At 40.5% G+C, this 18,002-nt stretch carries 15 protein-coding genes; 10 read left to right on the top strand and 5 right to left on the bottom strand.

The window, feature by feature from the left end; genetic code table 11:
• The first annotated feature begins 11 nt into the window (after positions 1 to 11).
• From QWZ08_RS28045 to QWZ08_RS28035, 3 genes are all read left to right on the top strand, one after another.
• The gene (locus tag QWZ08_RS28045; RefSeq protein WP_290341343.1) at positions 12 to 476 is read left to right on the top strand and encodes a DUF1877 family protein; all 465 of its coding nucleotides are present in this window, start codon (positions 12 to 14) and stop codon (positions 474 to 476) included.
• Between the two features lie 217 nt (positions 477 to 693).
• Positions 694 to 2,058: an aldehyde dehydrogenase family protein gene (locus tag QWZ08_RS28040; RefSeq protein WP_290341341.1), complete on the top strand. Its 1,365-nt coding sequence runs from the start codon at positions 694 to 696 to the stop codon at positions 2,056 to 2,058.
• Positions 2,059 to 2,182: 124 nt separating this feature from the next.
• Positions 2,183 to 3,346, top strand: a complete 1,164-nt coding sequence (locus QWZ08_RS28035) for a TIGR03118 family protein (RefSeq protein ID WP_290341339.1) — start codon at positions 2,183 to 2,185, stop codon at positions 3,344 to 3,346.
• Between the two features lie 356 nt (positions 3,347 to 3,702).
• On the opposite strand, the gene QWZ08_RS28030 is transcribed toward QWZ08_RS28035, so the two are convergent.
• A complete protein-coding gene (locus QWZ08_RS28030; protein WP_290341337.1) occupies positions 3,703 to 4,179 on the bottom strand; it encodes a regulatory protein RecX in 477 nt (158 codons plus the stop codon).
• Positions 4,180 to 4,487: 308 nt separating this feature from the next.
• On the opposite strand from QWZ08_RS28030, the gene dnaN reads away from it, so the two are divergent.
• From dnaN to QWZ08_RS28010, 4 genes are all read left to right on the top strand, one after another.
• Positions 4,488 to 5,603 (top strand): DNA polymerase III subunit beta, encoded by a 1,116-nt coding sequence (gene dnaN / locus QWZ08_RS28025; protein ID WP_290341334.1) that lies wholly within the window; start codon positions 4,488 to 4,490, stop codon positions 5,601 to 5,603.
• Positions 5,604 to 5,761: 158 nt separating this feature from the next.
• Positions 5,762 to 6,667, top strand: coding sequence for a prohibitin family protein (locus tag QWZ08_RS28020; RefSeq protein WP_290341332.1), 906 nt, complete (start codon positions 5,762 to 5,764; stop codon positions 6,665 to 6,667).
• 325 nt (positions 6,668 to 6,992) lie between these two features.
• Positions 6,993 to 8,258: a DEAD/DEAH box helicase gene (locus tag QWZ08_RS28015; protein WP_290341330.1), complete on the top strand. Its 1,266-nt coding sequence runs from the start codon at positions 6,993 to 6,995 to the stop codon at positions 8,256 to 8,258.
• Between the two features lie 154 nt (positions 8,259 to 8,412).
• Entirely contained in the window at positions 8,413 to 9,204 is a 792-nt protein-coding gene (locus QWZ08_RS28010; protein ID WP_290341328.1) for an amidohydrolase, read from the top strand.
• A gap of 53 nt (positions 9,205 to 9,257) precedes the next feature.
• Here the strand turns inward: QWZ08_RS28010 and QWZ08_RS28005 are convergent, their stop codons facing one another.
• Entirely contained in the window at positions 9,258 to 10,769 is a 1,512-nt protein-coding gene (locus QWZ08_RS28005) for a S41 family peptidase (RefSeq protein ID WP_290341326.1), read from the bottom strand.
• Between the two features lie 49 nt (positions 10,770 to 10,818).
• Positions 10,819 to 11,859, bottom strand: a complete 1,041-nt coding sequence (gene thiL, locus QWZ08_RS28000) for a thiamine-phosphate kinase (protein WP_290341324.1) — start codon at positions 11,857 to 11,859, stop codon at positions 10,819 to 10,821.
• Between the two features lie 220 nt (positions 11,860 to 12,079).
• Between thiL and QWZ08_RS27995 the strand changes: the two genes are divergently transcribed.
• Positions 12,080 to 13,585 carry a GH3 auxin-responsive promoter family protein gene (locus tag QWZ08_RS27995; RefSeq protein ID WP_290341322.1) on the top strand — a complete coding sequence of 502 codons (1,506 nt, stop codon included), beginning with the start codon at positions 12,080 to 12,082 and terminating at the stop codon, positions 13,583 to 13,585.
• A 9-nt stretch (positions 13,586 to 13,594) separates the two neighbouring features.
• Here QWZ08_RS27995 and QWZ08_RS27990 read toward each other — a convergent pair whose 3' ends face one another.
• Positions 13,595 to 13,969, bottom strand: a complete 375-nt coding sequence (locus QWZ08_RS27990) for a hypothetical protein (RefSeq protein WP_290341320.1) — start codon at positions 13,967 to 13,969, stop codon at positions 13,595 to 13,597.
• Positions 13,970 to 14,168: 199 nt separating this feature from the next.
• Between QWZ08_RS27990 and QWZ08_RS27985 the strand changes: the two genes are divergently transcribed.
• Both QWZ08_RS27985 and QWZ08_RS27980 read left to right on the top strand, forming a co-directional pair.
• The gene (locus QWZ08_RS27985) at positions 14,169 to 14,513 is read left to right on the top strand and encodes a single-stranded DNA-binding protein (RefSeq protein WP_290341318.1); all 345 of its coding nucleotides are present in this window, start codon (positions 14,169 to 14,171) and stop codon (positions 14,511 to 14,513) included.
• Positions 14,514 to 14,682: 169 nt separating this feature from the next.
• Entirely contained in the window at positions 14,683 to 17,190 is a 2,508-nt protein-coding gene (locus tag QWZ08_RS27980; protein ID WP_290341316.1) for a helix-turn-helix domain-containing protein, read from the top strand.
• Between the two features lie 241 nt (positions 17,191 to 17,431).
• On the opposite strand, the gene QWZ08_RS27975 is transcribed toward QWZ08_RS27980, so the two are convergent.
• Positions 17,432 to 17,947 (bottom strand): cupin domain-containing protein, encoded by a 516-nt coding sequence (locus QWZ08_RS27975; protein WP_290341314.1) that lies wholly within the window; start codon positions 17,945 to 17,947, stop codon positions 17,432 to 17,434.
• Positions 17,948 to 18,002: the final 55 nt, after the last annotated feature.

Raw genomic sequence — 18,002 nt, 5'->3', positions numbered from 1 at the left:
TAACTGCGTCTATGAGTCAATCAGCGACATTATACAGAGTTTCACAGGCCATTTTTAGACAGTTAGAGCAATCAATAAAAGAAGGACCTTTTGATATTGATTCAGCAAAAAGCTACACAATATTCCAAGGCTCTTTTATGGGACTTGAATTTATTTTATCTAAAGGACAAGATGCTTCAACTGCAAAACTTGTGAGTGAAATTTTCAATCCGAGCCAATCATTTGGGGGAGAGGAATTTAAAAGTTTAGCGTCTGAAGACCGATTTGATTTTTATGAAAGTGGAAAATTAATTCCATACTTAGACATAGCAACAATTTCTAAGCTTGATGAGTTCTTGGGTAAAGTATCAGAAACTGGCATTGATATGAATTATGACTCAAAAGAATTAAATAATAATGGAATTTATCCGGAAGTTTGGCACGATGACAACGCTCCGAATACGCATATAATAAACGGCATATCTTGGAAGATTTAGCGGAGCTTAAAAAAACTATAAAACAAGCAACCCAAGAAAACGATCACATTTTAATTTCGTTGGTTGAAAAAAAACGGCGTGCAATAAGTTACAAGTGTAGCGTTTAAAACGCCTTACAATAATAATTTATAGGCAATTTTTCAGCTAAAATAAATAACTTGGTGAGCCCTCCCGAAAGGAGGGCTTATCAATTATTAAAGAGCACTAAAACACTATCATGAAAGTAATCAACCCGGCAACAGAAACCGTTATAACAGAAATTGCAGAAGATACCAGTCAATCTATCCTCGAAAAATTTGATCTACTGACAAAAGGACAGCAGGCCTGGTCCAAAATAAATATTACTGACCGCATAGCTGCTATTCAAAAATTTTACGACTTATTGGATGAAAATAAAGATGAACTGGCGGCTACGCTTACCAGCGAAATGGGCAAGCCGCTGCAACAATCTTACAATGAGTTGAATGGTGCCCGGGGCCGTATTAAATATTTTATCGACAATGCTGTCAAATATTTGGCGGAAGAATGGGTTACAACAGAAGGCGCTACCAAAGAAAAAATTGTATTTGAACCGCTGGGTGTGATCGCAAATATATCTGCATGGAATTATCCCTTTCTTGTAGGCGTAAATGTTTTTATTCCGGCGCTCATCAGCGGCAATGCTGTTTTTTATAAACCGTCGGAGTATGCCACGTTAACCGGGTTGCACATACAGTCGCTCTTATATAAAGCCGGCGTTCCTGAAAATTGTTTTCAAATGGCCATAGGCAAAGGTTCTGTTGGTGAGCAGTTACTGTTGTTGCCGCTGAATGGTTATTTTTTCACCGGCAGTTACCGCACCGGAAAATACATTGCTGAAAAGGTAGCAGGCAAGATGGTTCCCTGCCAGCTGGAGCTCGGCGGAAAAGATCCTTTGTATGTAGCTGATGATGTAGACAATATTAAAAAAGCTGCGGCAGATGCGTTGGAAGGCGTTGTCTATAACAGCGGTCAAAGCTGCTGCGCCGTGGAAAGAATTTATGTACAGGAGAATATTTACGATGATTTTGTAAACGCCTACGCTGAAGAGTGTAAAAAATTAAAAATCGGTGATCCGCTGGATAAGGGTACAGATATTGGTCCGTTGAGCAGAAAAGAACAGCAAGCCTTTTTGGAAACCCAGGTAGATGATGCCGTTATTTTGGGTGCCCAAATAGTATGTGGTGGAAAAATACCGGATCGTAAAGGCTACTATTTTGAACCGACAGTGTTGGTGAATGTAAATCACAACATGAAGGTGATGATGGAAGAGTCTTTCGGACCGGTGGTTGGTATACAAAAAGTAAAAGATGACGCTGAGGCTATTGCGTTGATGCAGGATACCAGCTACGGGCTTACCGCAGCAGTATTTTCAAAAAGCTTTGACCGGGCGGAAAACATCATGCAGCAAATGAACACCGGCAGCGTGTACTGGAACTGCTGCGACAGGGTTAGCGCCTCTTTACCATGGTCGGGCAGAAAACATTCCGGTTTAGGTGCTACTTTATCTTACCAGGGTATCAGGGCATTTGTTCAGCCAAAGGCATACCATATCAGGGGATAGCTTCTCCAATACTGGAAAATTGATCAATATAAAAGCCAGCATAGAAAGCAACGTTATTGGCTTGTTTTGCGATTGAATGTTTTGTAAGAGCATTTCAATTTTTAAACAATTAAATAACTTGCGTATGAAACGTTTTTCAATCAATCAATCATTATTTGTAAAGAGTGTTGCAGTCATTTTTATTGCAGCAGCAGTTGCATCCGGCTGTCAAAAAAATCCCAACAATTTAAAAAAGCAGGATGGCCTTTCGGAGGCTTCTTCAAAACATGTAAAATCCAAAAAGAATTTTACACAGGTCAACCTGGTTGCTTCCTCCGCTGAATATGGCCCCGGGAGAATAGACCCTTTATTGCTAAATGCCTGGGGGCTTTCCTGGAGCACTACGGGTGTTGCGTGGGTGGCCGCACAGGCTGGCCACGTGAGTACGGTATATAGCAGCGAAGGTTTGCAGGTACGGCCGGCCGTAAATATCCCTTCTCCCGGCGGAAAAACTGGTGGCAACCCGACTGGTACTGTTTTTAACGGAGGTACCGGTTTTGTACTTCCGGCACCCAATAATCAACCGGCACGTTTTCTTTTTGTTGGTGTTGATGGTGTGCTTTCCGGGTGGAATGGAGCCGCAGGTAATAATGCGATGCTGATCAAAAACAATGTGGCTACTTCCGCCTATACTGGTCTTGCAATAGCGGCAAGTAATGGCGCCACTTATTTATACGCTGCTGATTTCAGGGCAGGCAAAATTGCTGTTTTTGATAATGCTTTCAATACTGTATCCATGAGCTTTACCGACCCGGGTCTTCCGGCCGGTTATTCTCCTTTTAATATTCAGAACGTAGGCGACAAATTATACGTGATGTACGCAAAAGTAGGATCCAACGGACGGGATGAAGCCGGAATGGGCAACGGTTACGTGAGTATTTTCAACAACGACGGCTCATTCGTAAAAAGGTTTGTTTCCGGCGGCCAGCTAAATGCACCCTGGGGTATAGCGCAGGCTCCAGCAGGGTTTTTTGAAGATGACGACGATGAGCTGGAAACATCGGAACATACTGTTTTGCTTGTGGGTAACTTTGGCAACGGGCATATCAACGCATACAGAAATGATGGCAAGTTTATGGGTGAACTGGCGCTTCATAAAGAACCGTTGGTAATTGATGGTCTCTGGGCGCTTTCTTTTCCCCCGGTTACAGCCACCACGATTGATCCTAACAGGCTTTATTTTACAGCTGGTCCTGACGAAGAAAGCCAGGGTATTTTCGGCTACATTCAGAAAAAAACAGATGATTAGCTGTTGGATCTAATTGCGTAATTATACCATACAAAAAGCTTCCTGCTACAGTCAGCAGGGAGCTTTTTTGTATAAACACCGCTCGTAATTTACAGCTTGAAACATCTCAACAACATCGGAAATTACGGTTTATAATTTAAGCAAAATCACTCTAGGCTTGGCTTTGCCTATTTGCTATCTTTATAATTCAATCCTATCCTATGCAAAGTAAAACAAGCTCCCGGCCTGTTGCGCTCAGGCTTATTCAATTGCTGTCAACTTTTTTCGGTAACCTGTTTCTTTCCCGATCAGAAAAAAATTTTAAACGTCTAAAAGATTTTATCTGCTGATATAGTTTAATGGGAAAACCAATTGGTTCAGATCTTGTTTACAATTGATCTCACCAGGTCATTTTCGTACCCTTTCTGAAGCAAATGATCCTGCAGTTTCTTCTTTTTTATAAAAATGTTTTTTTCACCTTTCAGGCTTTTTAGCTTCAGTTCTGCCAGCCTGTCCAGGGTTTTTAAGTATTCATTCTCATCAATAGAACTCAATGCTTTTTTGATACAATATGCGCTTACCTGCTTCTTTTTTAATTCATATTTTATTTTTATCCTGCCCCAGTTTTTGGTGCGAAAATGTCCCCCGGTATAATGCACGGCAAAGCGTTCTTCATTTAAATAGTTATCCGTAATAAGTATAATGGTAATCTCTTCCACTTCATTTTTATTCAGTCCATAGCCATATAATTTATCCTGCACTTCGCTGTGGCAACGCTCCTGGTAGGCGCAGTAATTCTTTGCCTTAGGTAATGCCTGTTGTGGCGTTAGGCGTTGTTGCATTTTATCTGTCATTCGTTAACCGAAAATAATAAATTTCAAACCGATGTTGCTGTCAAAAAGAAAGCGTTTGATTTTATCGCCATGCGCATTGTCAACTCTGTCGGCTAATCCGCAGGGGTGTGTCATATGTCGCATAACCTGATAACAGCTGGCGGTACAATCACGGGTACTTAAAAATTATACGCCCAATCAATCTTGAAATCTAACCTGCTGTTCTTTTTTAGTTACTTTAGCCGTCCGCGTGTGAATAACCGGTTACAAATAATATCTTGGTTTCATTACCGTCATTATTTTATCTTTGATTTTTAATAAAATATATTATGAAGTTTATTGTTTCTTCTTCCGCCTTGCTTAAACAACTGCAGCAGATCAGCGGTGTTATCAATGCCAACACCGTATTACCCATTCTGGAAGATTTTTTGTTTGAAATCGATAAAAGCCAGCTAACTGTTGTAGCCACCGACCTGGAAACAGTAATGAAAGTACACCTGGATATTGAGGCTAAAGACAGCGGAAGAGTTTGTATACCTGCAAAAATATTGCTGGATACACTTAAAAATATCGCTGAACAACCGCTCACTTTTACCATTGATAAAAACTTTGGCGTAGAAATTACAAGTGATAATGGTAAGTACAAGGTAATGGGCGAAAACCCCGATAACTTTCCTAAAGAACCTTTGGCCGATGATGCCAACTCTTTTACCATGACCTCAACAGCACTCGTTACAGCCATCAACAAAAGTTTGTTTGCTGTAAGTAATGACGATTTGAGACCCGCCATGACCGGAGTTTTTTTTGAACTGGATAAGAAAGGATTGACCTGTGTAGCAACTGATGCCCACCGGTTGGTGAAATATAAAAGAAGTGATGTTAGTTGTCCAAAAACGGATACATTTATTGTTCCCAAAAAACCGTTGAATCTTTTAAAAAGTGCTTTGCCGGATAATGCAGATGAACTGACTTTATCTTATAACAGCAACCATCTTTTTGTAAAGCATGGCGGAACAGAACTGGTTTGCCGGTTGATTGATGCCCGTTTCCCCGATTATAAAGTGGTTATTCCTGTTGACAATCCTTATAAATTAACTGTTAATAAAAGTGATTTTCAAAGCGCCCTGCGCAGGGTAAGTGTATTCAGTAATAAGAGTACCAACCAGGTTGCGTTAAGTATCAGCGGCAGTGAATTGCAGCTTGCGGCACAGGATGTTGACTTTAGTTTTGAAGGCAATGAGCGGATGGCCTGCCAGTACGATGGCGAAGATTTGCAGATTGCATTCAATGCTAAATTTTTAATTGAAATGCTGAACGCTGCCGAAACACCGGAGATCGTTATTGAATTAAGCACCCCAACAAAAGCAGGTATTATTAAACCTACTGAAGTAGATGAAAACGAGGAACTGCTGATGCTGGTGATGCCTCTTATGTTGAATAATTAAGCGCTCAATCAAGTCTTTTGATATAACAGGATCTGCAAAGCCGCAGATCCTGTTTTCGTTTTGAGAAACGATAAAAAATGATTGCCTCAAAATGGATGCCGTGGTGAATTTCAGGCTGGGTGTAGTTCTTTACCTTACCTTGCGTAAAATAACTAGCCATGCTATTAATCATTTTGGGATTCATCATCTTTATTGCCGTCAATGTGGTGGCAAAAACCAACCCGGTGGCTGCAAAATTTACGGGCGCCGGCCGGATATTGGGACTGGTGTTTGTTTTGCTCGGTATCTCCTCTGCCTGTGTTAAACAGATAGATGCCGGAGAAATCGGTGTAAAGATTTTGTTTGGTAGTATTCAGGATGATGTCATGGGTAGCGGTTTGCATTTTATCAACCCTTTACTGGATGTAAAAAAGCTGGATGTAAAAACACAGAACTATACTATGAGCGGCGTGAACGATGAAGGCAATAAAGCCGGCGACGATGCTATCAAGGTGCTGACAAGTGACGGGTTGGAAGTAACCATTGATTTGACGGTATTGTATCGGGTTGTTGGCGCAGATGGCCCAAGGCTGTTGAGAGAGACTGGTGATGACTACAGGGACAAAATTGTTCGGCCCATTACAAGAACCAAGATCCGCGACAATGCCGTGTATTACCAGGCCGTCGATTTATTCGGGTCAAAAAGAGATGAATTTCAGCAGCGCATTTATAAAAGCATTGAAGATGATTTTAAAAAAAGAGGGCTGATGCTGGAACAATTACTGGTAAGAAATATAACATTACCCAACTCAGTAAAAGCATCTATTGAATCGAAAATAAATGCAGAGCAGGATGCAAAAAAAATGGAGTTTGTTTTACTAAAAGAAAAGCAGGAAGCGGAAAGAAAAAGAGTAGAAGCACAGGGCATTGCCGATTACCAAAAGATCATCAACACCGGCCTTACTGACCAGCAATTACAATATGAACAAATCAAGGCAATGAAAGAACTAGCACTCAGCGCTAACGCCAAAGTAATTGTGATGGGTAAAGGAAATACACCCTTGATCATTGATGGTAAGCAATAGCACCCTTTAAATGAAATTAAAACACCCATTCTGTTATTATTGCGATACACTATGCAAGTATATTAAATTTTAGTCCCCATTTTCCTAATAACTGGCAGTAGAAAGCCGAATCATTACCCGGTTTAACAGTTTGTTTTGAAGCCGCATGCTGCGGTATGCGCAAGCCTGATAAACCATCCTTAGCACCAAAGACCGGGAAAACCCCTATCTTTGCCGCCTACTCCACTTTAATAATGCGGCAAGTTGTAAGCCGGGTGGTACAAAAATTTCCGCTGATTCAGAAAATGCAACGTCTTTCCAGCCTCAAAAAAATCAAAACCATTTAATGGCATTTAGAAAATTAGAATTAATTGAACCTATCCTTAAAGCATTGGCTGAAGAAGGATACACTACACCGACACCCATCCAGCAGCAATCCATCCCGTTGATACTGGAAAGAAGAGATTTGCTCGGTTGCGCACAAACCGGCACCGGCAAAACTGCCGCATTCGCTATCCCGATTCTGCAGATTTTACATGAAGAAAAATTGGCCGTTCGTGGACCAAAACATATTAAAACGCTGATATTAACGCCTACAAGAGAACTGGCTATACAAATTGGTGAAAGCTTTGCTGCATACGGAAAATATACCGGCTTAACACATACTGTGATTTTTGGCGGTGTCTCTCAAATGCATCAAACCAACCAGCTGCAAAGAGGCGTGGATATTTTAATCGCTACACCCGGCCGCTTGCTCGACCTGATGAGCCAGGGTTATATTGGCTTGCAGCATTTAAAAATATTTGTACTGGATGAAGCAGACAGGATGCTTGACATGGGTTTTATCCATGATGTAAAAAGAGTGATAATAAAATTGCCTGCGAAAAGGCAAACTCTTTTCTTTTCAGCAACAATGCCGCCCGAAATTCAAACGCTGGCGAATGTATTGCTCACCAATCCGTCTAAAGTTGAAGTTACTCCGGTATCTTCTACGGTTGACGCCATTGAACAAAGTTTGTATTTGGTTGACAAGGCCAACAAGCCGGGACTGTTGTTGTATCTTTTAAAAGATAAAGCAATTGTTACCGCCTTGGTTTTTACCCGTACCAAACATGGTGCAGATAAAGTGGTAAAATTACTGCAAAAAGAAAATATTACGGCTGCGGCCATACATGGCAATAAGTCACAGAACGCCCGCCAGCATGCACTTACCAATTTTAAAAGCGGCAATCTTCGCGTATTGGTGGCAACAGACATTGCTGCCAGGGGAATTGATATTGATGAACTGACCCATGTGATCAACTTTGAATTACCCAATGTTCCTGAAACCTACGTGCATCGTATAGGACGTACCGGCCGTGCGGGCAATACAGGTATTGCAATTTCTTTTTGCGATCATGAAGAAAAAACAGAACTAAAGGATATCCAGAAACTCATCGCTAAAAACTTACCGGTAGTGGATAGCCATCCTTATCCCTTAAGTGCGGCAACATTTATACCCCAGGTAGCTGGTCCCAAAATCAAACCTTTCAACCGTAGCGGACGCAGTATGCATTCCAGCGACAGGGGTGGCAGAAAAGGATATGGCACCCAGCGCACGGGAAATAAATAAACCTGTTTTATTAAATAAGTATAACGCTGTTTAGAAATAAACGGCGTTTTTTGTTATAAGAACAGGCCGCTGCCTGTTCTTATAACCCCTCAAGAAAGCATTATATAATTTAGTTTTAATTTATTGTAATTTTGATTGTATAAAAATCCACTTCATGTCTTCTCTTACACTTACTATCATTCAAACAGATCTTAGTTGGGAAAACAAAGCTGCCAACCTTCAACGGTTGAAAGAAAAAATTGAGGGCATGGAGCAAAGAACGGAAATTGTTGTACTGCCGGAAATGTTCAGCACCGGTTTTACAATGGTGCCTGAATTATTTGCCGAAACTATGGATGGGGAAACTGTGGCGTGGATGAAAGATGTAGCAGAAACCAATAAGATAATTGTTACCGGAAGCCTGATTATAGAAGAGGATGGATTGTATTTTAACCGCTTAATCTGGATGTTGCCCAATGGCCAGTCGGGCCATTATGATAAGCGGCATTTGTTTGGTTATGGTGAAGAAGACAAGCATTATACTGCTGGCAACAAAAGGTTGATTGCTTCGGTAAAAGGCTGGAGAATTAACCTGCAGATTTGCTATGACTTGCGTTTCCCGGTGTGGAGCCGCCAGCAGCAGTCAGCAAGCGCAGAAAGTGAATACGACCTGTTGATTTATGTAGCGAACTGGCCGGAAAGAAGAAGCCATGCCTGGAAAACGTTGCTTTGTGCAAGGGCAATAGAAAATCAATGTTTTGTTGCTGGTGTAAACCGCGTTGGCAATGATAATAAAAACGTGTACTACAGTGGCAACAGTCTGGTGATTGATCCATTGGGACAGGTCCTTTATCATATGGCCGACGAAGAAGATGTATTTACCATTACCCTGCAAAAAGAAGATGTTGATAAAGTACGAGCTCAATATCCCTTTTGGAAAGACGCAGATGTTTTTACCATCCACTAAACTGCGTTTACCCGTAACCGTTAGATTATCCTGATTTCTTTTTTAAAAGAAATTCATTCCTGTTTTATTTGTTGACTGGACTTGATAAGGCTTTTTACAATTTCCATTTTTCTGTCAGCAGATCTTCGAACACCGTCTACCGTTGGCGCAATGAAAAGATCCGGCGGTACGCCGCGGCCATTTTTTATGGTATGGTTAAACTGTACGATTTTAAAAAAAGGAAGCCGCACTTTTAATTTTGTATTCGGCAGGGTTATGTCCGGAATCAGCAAGCCGCTGTTGCCATACCACCCTCCGCCTGTTTCTTCTCCCGCAAGGGTAATATTGCTTTGGCCCTTTACGGCATTGCAAAATATAGTGGTGGCTGAAAAACTGGGGCCATTGATAAGCACGTATGTTTGGCCATCAAAATGGTTTCTTATTTTGGGCTGAAACCAATGCCGCTCCCAGTAACCAAAATGTATATTACCATCTTTTTTCTTTTTGGAGATAAACAATAAACCAATATTACTAAGCAAACCCTGGTGAATATACTTTGAATACGGGCCAAAAGATTTTGCAACAGCATAAGCCGTATCGACCACTTTAAACGGAGCGTTCCGCAAGTATTTTGTAAGCAGGGCAGACATGTTAATATCCCCGCCACCATTACTTCTCAGGTCGAGGATACAATTTTTTACCTGCTGTTTTTTTATTTTTTTAAACGATCGCCTCATAAATGAACGCAGGTGTCTTCCTCCGCCGTTGCTGAACGTATTTAATGTAATAACAGCCGTATTGATAGTACTGTCTATTTCCATAGACCGGTAACTCTCCCTACGCTCTTTATTCAACTGGCTGCGGGGTGGCTTGGGTTCCATGGGCGGTTTCCGGCGCCGGAAAAATGTATCAATCACCGGGTTAAACATCGGCAGCAAAATTGTTTTCTCAACGCCGGAACTATCTGTATATCCAACACGATAATTTTTATAAATGCCGTATATGTTTCGATGGTAATAGGGAAAGTTACCGCTGATGCGTACATAATTTACATTGTCTGAATAACCATCCAATGGAAGGTATTGAAACATCTGCCGGATCATTTCATGATTGCGGATGCCATTGATGGAATTGATCAGCATCCCTTTTTTTATGACAGAATCCTTGTGGTTCAAATTTCCGGTCACCACCATCGTATCTCCCATCACTTTTAAAAACAGGGGAAAGGATGGCGTGATTTTATCACTGATGTACTTGTTCCAATGTTTGCTCATACTAAAACTGGTATGACCACAATGAATATTGTGCGTCAGTGGCGCCAGTACCTGCCAGCCGAATTGCAGCTCGGTCATTGAATCGGCAATGGCATTGTAACAGCTGTCGAAATAAAAATTCATGCTGTCTTTTGGTGTGTACCAATAAAGTGCGGGATGTTTTTTTTCTAAAATATTTCTAAGCAAAGCGTAATCTTCCTGTAATTCCTGGCGGGTGTATTTTTTATTGGGGTTATAATTTTTATTGCTTACAGCACATCCTGTAAAGAAAATAAAAGCGGTTAAAAGAGGAAAGAAAAACTTTTTAATCATGTGAAGTATTGACTGCATGCGCCGGTTCAATAACAATAAACGCGTCAATTTATTGCGGTGGCTGATTCATATGGTTCCAGCCCTGTGCAACCAGCTGGTGCTTATTACCGCCCCTTGTTATTATATGGGTTCCCTCTTCTGCTTCCGTCATGTAACCAATTACGCTAATTTGCTCATTCAGCACAATTTTATCATAATCGGTTTGAGAAAGCGTAAACAACAATTCATAATCCTCGCCGCCACTTAACGCACAGGCAGTAGGATCCAGTTCCAAAGTGTAAGCAAACTGGCGGGCATCTTCATGTATAGGTATTTTATCTTCATAAATAACACAGCCCAAATTGCTTTGCTTACAGATATGAAGCGTTTCGCTGCTCAGGCCATCGCTTACGTCAATCATGGCCGTTGGCATAATTCCTTTTTCAGCAAAAAACTCAACGATATCTTTTCTTGCTTCCGGCTTCAGTAAACGGCCAACAATGTAAGCCTGGTTTTCCAGGTCGGGCTGGGCGCCGGTTTCAGCAAAAATTCTTTTTTCTCTTTCTAATATCGTGAGGCCCAAAAATGCGCCTCCTAAAAAACCACTCACGCAAAGCAAATCTCCTTTTTTAGCCGAGCTTCTTTTTACAAAAGTATCAGGGGTTACTTCGCCGATGGCGGTAACAGAAATAACAAATCCTTTTTGAGAAGAAGTTGTATCTCCGCCAACAAGGTCTACACCATATCTTTCGCAGGCCGCGTAAACGCCTTCGTAAAATTCATCCATTGCTTCCAGGCTGAAACGGTTGCTGAATGCAATGCTGAGTGTTATCTGCGTTGGCGTTGCATTCATAGCATACACATCACTCAAATTGGCTACTACAGATTTATATCCCAAATGCTTTAAGGGTGTATACATCAGGTCGAAATGAATTCCTTCTATCAGCATATCCGTAGTTACCACAATTTGTTTACCGAAATGATCCAGTACCGCTGCATCATCGCCAACACTTAAAACCGTGGAAGCATTTCTTGTTTCATTATTTTGAGTAAGATGATCTATTAATCCAAACTCGCCCAATGCATTTATTTCTGTTCTGTCGTTGCTCATATTTCGTTACTGTTTATTGTCCCGCTTTTATTGACCTGGCTTTCTTAAAAGCCCTGATTTACAAAAGGATCATACATTGCGTATTCGTCAAAATTAACAAAACTGCCTGACACTTTCCGTTGAATGCATAACCATAGAGCCTTTTCATTGTTTACTGTTGGTTATTAAACTGTTGACTAATACTTTTTATAAGTCGTGTAAGTTTTTTATCTTGCTGGGAATGAAATTCCTTTCTCCTACGATATCAAGGCTTGCACGAATGCGTTTTTGGCGCATCAAAAACTGGAGTAACCATCCGGTGGCCAGCCAGCGGGAGGTTTTACAGGAACTGGTAACCGCAGCCCAATACACGGAGTTTGGAAAAAAATACAATTTCTCCCGGCTGTTTACATTAAAAGATTTTAAACGCAATGTGCCGATACAGGAGTACGACGATGTAAAACCATACATTGAGCGGATGATGAACGGGGAAGAAAATGTTTTGTGGAATACACCCGTTAACTGGTTTGCCAAAAGCAGTGGCACCACTTCTGCAAAAAGTAAATTCATTCCCATCAGTGAAGAAAGCTTAACAGATAACCATTTCAAAGGTTCCAAAGACGTAATCACAACCTACTATGAAAATTTTCCTTCCAGCGATCTGTTAACAGGAAAAGCGCTTGTTATCGGCGGCTCACATCAACTCAGCAAAGTAAAAGACGATATACAGTTTGGTGATTTAAGTGCCATCCTGATGCAAAATTCCCCCTTTTGGGGCCAGTGGCTGCGTACGCCAGAATTAAGTATTGCCTTATTGGATGAATGGGAAAACAAAATTGAAAAACTGGCCAGGGTTACGGCAGATGAAAATGTTACTTCTATTGCCGGCGTACCCACCTGGACCTTGCTGCTATTAAAACGCATACTGGAAATTAAAGGAAAGCAAACCATTAAAGAAGTTTGGCCCAACCTGGAGTTATACATCAATGGCGGCGTTTCGTTTGTGCCTTACCGGGAGCAGTTTGAAAAAATCATTGGCGGCAAAGTAAACTACCTTGAAATTTACAATGCCAGCGAAGGTTTTTTTGCAGGTCAGCAAAAGCCGGATGATGATGGTATGTTGCTGTTTACCGAGCATGGCATTTTTTACGAGTTTTTGCCTGTCGAAGAATATGGCAAACCGAATCCTCAAACTATCGGATTAAAAAATGTTGTTCCCGGAAAGAATTATGCGCTGGTAATTAGCACTACAGGCGGCTTATGGCGATACCTGATTGGCGATACAATACAGTTTACTTCTATCAACCCATATAAAATAAAAGTAAGCGGACGGTTAAAACATTACATGAACGCTTTCGGTGAAGAAGTAATTGTGGACAACAGCGATAAAGCGATTGCGATCGCAGCGGAAAAAACCAATGCGATTGTAAACGATTATACGGCCGCTCCTGTTTACTTTAGTGAACACAATAACGGTGCCCATGAGTGGTTGATTGAATTTGATAAAGAACCAGCAAACCTGCACCAGTTTACTGTTGAGCTTGACGCTGCGTTAAAAAATCACAACAGCGATTATGAGGCCAAGCGGCAAAAAGACATTGCTTTGCGTTTACCCATCGTACATGCTTTGCGAAAAGGGATTTTTACAGAATGGTTGCGTAGTAAGGGCAAATTGGGCGGGCAAAACAAGGTGCCGCGGTTAAGTAATGAACGCATTATGCTGGAAGAGATTTTGCTGCTTCGGTAAACCCTTATCTTAATTCTCCCTTCTTCTTACTATTAAAAACCAATCATTTTCAAGTGGCAAATATCCAAACTCGTAACAAAAAAAATAGGTGTTGCCTTTTTTGTTTATGTAAGTGTGTGTGATGTATTTAAACTGAAATTCTTTGTGCAACAATTTATCTTTTGTCGTCTTCGCCATTTCTTCATTGTCGGGCAATAAGGCTTCCAGTATGCGCCGGTTTTTGCGTAAAGCGTTGTTGATATTGCGCACGTAGTTGTTATCAGTAGCTTTCAGCTGATTATTATATCCGTTCCGGCAATAGTCATCGCAAAACTTTTTGTCCGTTCTGCCTTTCAGAGGCTTTCCACAGGTTAAACATTTTTTAGCAGCAATATCAGTTGTCATAAGCCATGGTATTGATTCATGAAGAAAAGATACAATTTGTTTTTTACAAGTACAAGCGTTTACAAACGGTTATATACAGCTATAAACGACTAAAGTACGGTTATCGCTTTTAGCCAACTGCATCTTTGTGTTGTCAATCGGTACGGCGCCTTCCGGTTGATTGAAATAACAAAATTTAAAAATTCTAAAATTTACAACCATGTACGCACTAAAAAACAAAGTTCAACTGATTGGCAATTTGGGTAACGCTCCTGAAATTAAAAATACCGAAAGCGGAAAAAAGCTTGCCCGCTTCAGCATCGCCACCAACGAAAATTACCGTAACGCAAAAGGAGAAAAGGTAACAGAAACAACCTGGCACAATTTGGTGGCTTGGGGCAAAGTGGCTGACCTAGCAGAAAAATTTTTACAGAAAGGAACAGAAGTAGTGATCGAGGGAAAACTGATCAACAGAAGTTACACTGATAAAGACGGTATTAAAAAGTACGTCAGCGAAGTACAGGTAAATGAGTTGCTGTTGCTAAATAATAAAGCTCAGTTATAACCCTTTACCTTTAAGGATTGCATGGTTTTCTGCAATTGGTATTGCATCAAACCGTGCAATCCTTTTTTCTTTGTTATCGCTTTATCTTTATATGATTAAAGTGAAGTCTCTTTATAAAGAAGTCCAATAATTCTTTAACCGGTATGGTCATCAGTAAACAATCAATTGAGTGGGCACCAACACAACAGATATCACCAACACGTCATTTCAACTGGCCTCAGATTTTGTCAATTATACAAATGCATCTGTCTTTTTAACCGGCAAAGCCGGTACCGGCAAAACCACGTTCTTAAAACACGTAAAAGAAAATGGAATAAAAAATACGGTAGTGGTAGCACCTACAGGTGTTGCAGCAATCAACGCTGGAGGCACAACAATTCATTCATTTTTTCAACTGCCCTTCACTCCATTTATTCCGGTTAGCAAGGGTTATGGCACCAATGACGCTATAACCGATAAGCATAGTCTCGTAGGAAGACTTCGTTTAACAAACGATCGCAAAGAGGTAATGCAAAAATTAGAGCTGCTGATTATTGATGAGATAAGTATGGTGCGTTGCGATGTGCTGGATGCTATTGACACAGTATTACGCCATGTGCGTAGCCAGTATTCAGTGCCGTTTGGCGGCGTGCAGGTATTATTGATTGGTGATATGTACCAGTTGCCGCCCGTAGTGAAAGCTGAAGAATGGGACTTGCTGTCTCCATATTACAAAAGCGAATACTTCTTCAACAGCCATGTTATCGAAGCACAGCAACCTGTATATATAGAACTTGACAAAATTTACCGGCAGAACGATAGCGCATTTGTGCAGGTTTTAAACCAGGTTCGAAATAATGAAATGGATCAGGATTGCTACCAGTTGTTGCATACCCGTTATCTTCCCGGTTTTAATCCCGCAAGAGAAGAAAAATATATTACACTTACAACACACAATAGCAAAGCGGATGCAATTAACTTTAAAGCCCTGCATGAACTGGATGGTAAAGAATACAGGTTTGATGCTGCTATAGAAGGTGAATTTTATGAAAAGTCCTTTCCTGCGGATCTGAATTTAAAATTAAAGATAGGTACACAGGTGATGTTTCTTAAAAATGACATTGAAAAAGTACGCCGGTATTTTAACGGCAAAATTGGTATAGTTGACAAGATCGAGGATGATAAAATTTTTGTTCAATGCCAGGGAGAACCAACACCAATTGAAGTAAAAAAAGAAAAGTGGAGAAATATCCGTTACAACATTGACAAAACAACTAACCAGATTGAGGAGAATGAAATCGGTTCTTTTACTCAATTTCCCTTGCGTCTTGCGTGGGCTATCACCATTCATAAAAGCCAGGGCCTTACATTTGAGAAAGCCATTATTGATGCGGGTGAAGCTTTTGCACCCGGTCAGGTATATGTTGCTCTAAGCCGTTGCACTACATTGGCAGGTATGATATTGCACAGTCGAATTAATAATCATAGTTTACGCAACGATAGGCGCATTGCTGAATTTGCTTCAGCGCAACGAACATCTGCTGCACAATTGCAATTGTTGCAACAAGCAAAACACTTATTTCAGGAACAGATTTTATTGCAATTATTTGATTTTGAAGAACAGCAGTTGCATGCAAAAGCATTATTTCATTTTATAAATTCTCAAATCGCCGTTTTTAATAAAGAGGCTGTTTCCTGGGCTGATATGATAAAGTCGGCAATTGCAAACATGGAATCTACGGCAACAAAATTTCAACCCCAGCTGAAGGAATTATTAAATTATCCTACACTCCCTGAACACAATGAAACCTTACAAAAAAGAATTGCAGCAGCAAGCAATCATTTTTATGCAGAGCTTGACAATTGCCTGCAACAAATAAATAAATGTATAGCTGTAACAGACAGTAAGGTCGTTGCCATGGATGGCAATAAAATGCTGGCTGACTTGTACCAAAGCCTCTACTTTCGTAAGCATTTATTAGCTGTTTGTAAAGATGGTTTTATTGTATCTGGTTATCTGCATCAAAAAAGAACTTTTGTAAAGCCCTACCTGCCGGTGAATTTCTATGCCGGCAAATCTTCTTACCAAAAAAATGACAGCCCTCATCCGGATTTACATAAGCAACTTCGTGCAAAGCGGGACAAACTCTGTGATCAAAAAAACGTGGCTGTTTTTATGGTTGCCAACAGCAATACGCTGGATGAAATGGCCCGCTATCTTCCGCAGACTTTTGAAGAATTAACCATGATCAGCGGCTTTGGAAAAGTGAAGACACAACAATTTGGCGAAGCTTTTTTAGCAATCATCAATGCCTACTGCGAAGAGAATAACCTGCATACAAACATTGAAGCGATACCTGTAAAAGCAAAGCGAAAGGTGAAAACAATGGAAGTAAAAACAGATACAAAAACAGCCAGCTTTCGTTTGTTTAAAGAAGGTAAAACCATTGCAGAGATTGCAGCAGAAAGAAATTTAGCTGTAGGAACCATTGAAGGACATCTTGCTTATTTTGTTGAACTGGGAGAAGTTGATGTAAGCGGGTTGCTTAGTACAACTAAACAAGATTTAATAAATGAAGCCGTATCAAAGCATGGTACAGAAGGACATAAAAAAATCATGGAAAATTTACCTGCTGGCATTAGTTATGGCGAAGTAAAAATTATGCTGGCTTCATTAAAAAAAGGTCAACCGGTTTGATAGCATACCGAACTACGCTACAAATTGATTTGTACAAGACGATTAATAACTTCCTGTATCTTCGCCAATCCTTCACGTTGTGTATAATTTGAGTACCTTTCCTTTGTCTATTTGTGTTAAAACCATCAACATAAAAGATTTAATGATTCAAATCCGTTATTATTTTTTATTGAAGGACTTCCATTAAAAATAATGGGGTATAACTAATAATATAGTTATACCCCATTACCAAAAAATTGTTTTATCTTCCGAAGTCATCCTGTACTCTTACAATATCGTCTTCATCGCTCGGATTTTCCTGGTCTGTATGCCGCCAGATTTCTGCAACAACTCCCCAACCGTCCATACCTATCAGGCGATGACGTTCGCCTTGTTTCAATTGTATAATATCGCCGATTTTTAATTCTGTTATTTCTTTTTCCTCATCCGTATCACTGGTAATTACTCCCGCAACACCTCCGATTAATTTCCAGATTTCTGCCCGCCGGTGATGGTATTGCCAGCTTAATCTTTTATGTGGTGCGACAATCAATATTTTGGGACTTAATTTTCCTGAGATGCTCAACTCTTCTTTTGTCAAATGGGGAAAGTATAGAGCTATAAACTTTCTTGCTTCCCCTTCTTCTAACACAAAAAAACCTCCCCATGGACGGGAACTATCCTGGCTTGCTACTTTTAACTCCCTTTCATGCAGGTAGGCTGCAATTTTTTCAAAAATTAATTCTTTAGAGGTATCAGCAGAAAAATTCAATGCCATAATTGTTCATTTAATTATTATAAAATCGAGTGCAAATGTAGTTATAATCCAATTT

This window comes from Ferruginibacter paludis (assembly GCF_030409685.1).
Taxonomy (GTDB): Bacteria; Bacteroidota; Bacteroidia; order Chitinophagales; family Chitinophagaceae; genus Ferruginibacter; species Ferruginibacter paludis.
Note: the sequence above shows the minus strand (reverse complement) of the source record. Positions and strands in the feature narration are given on the sequence as shown.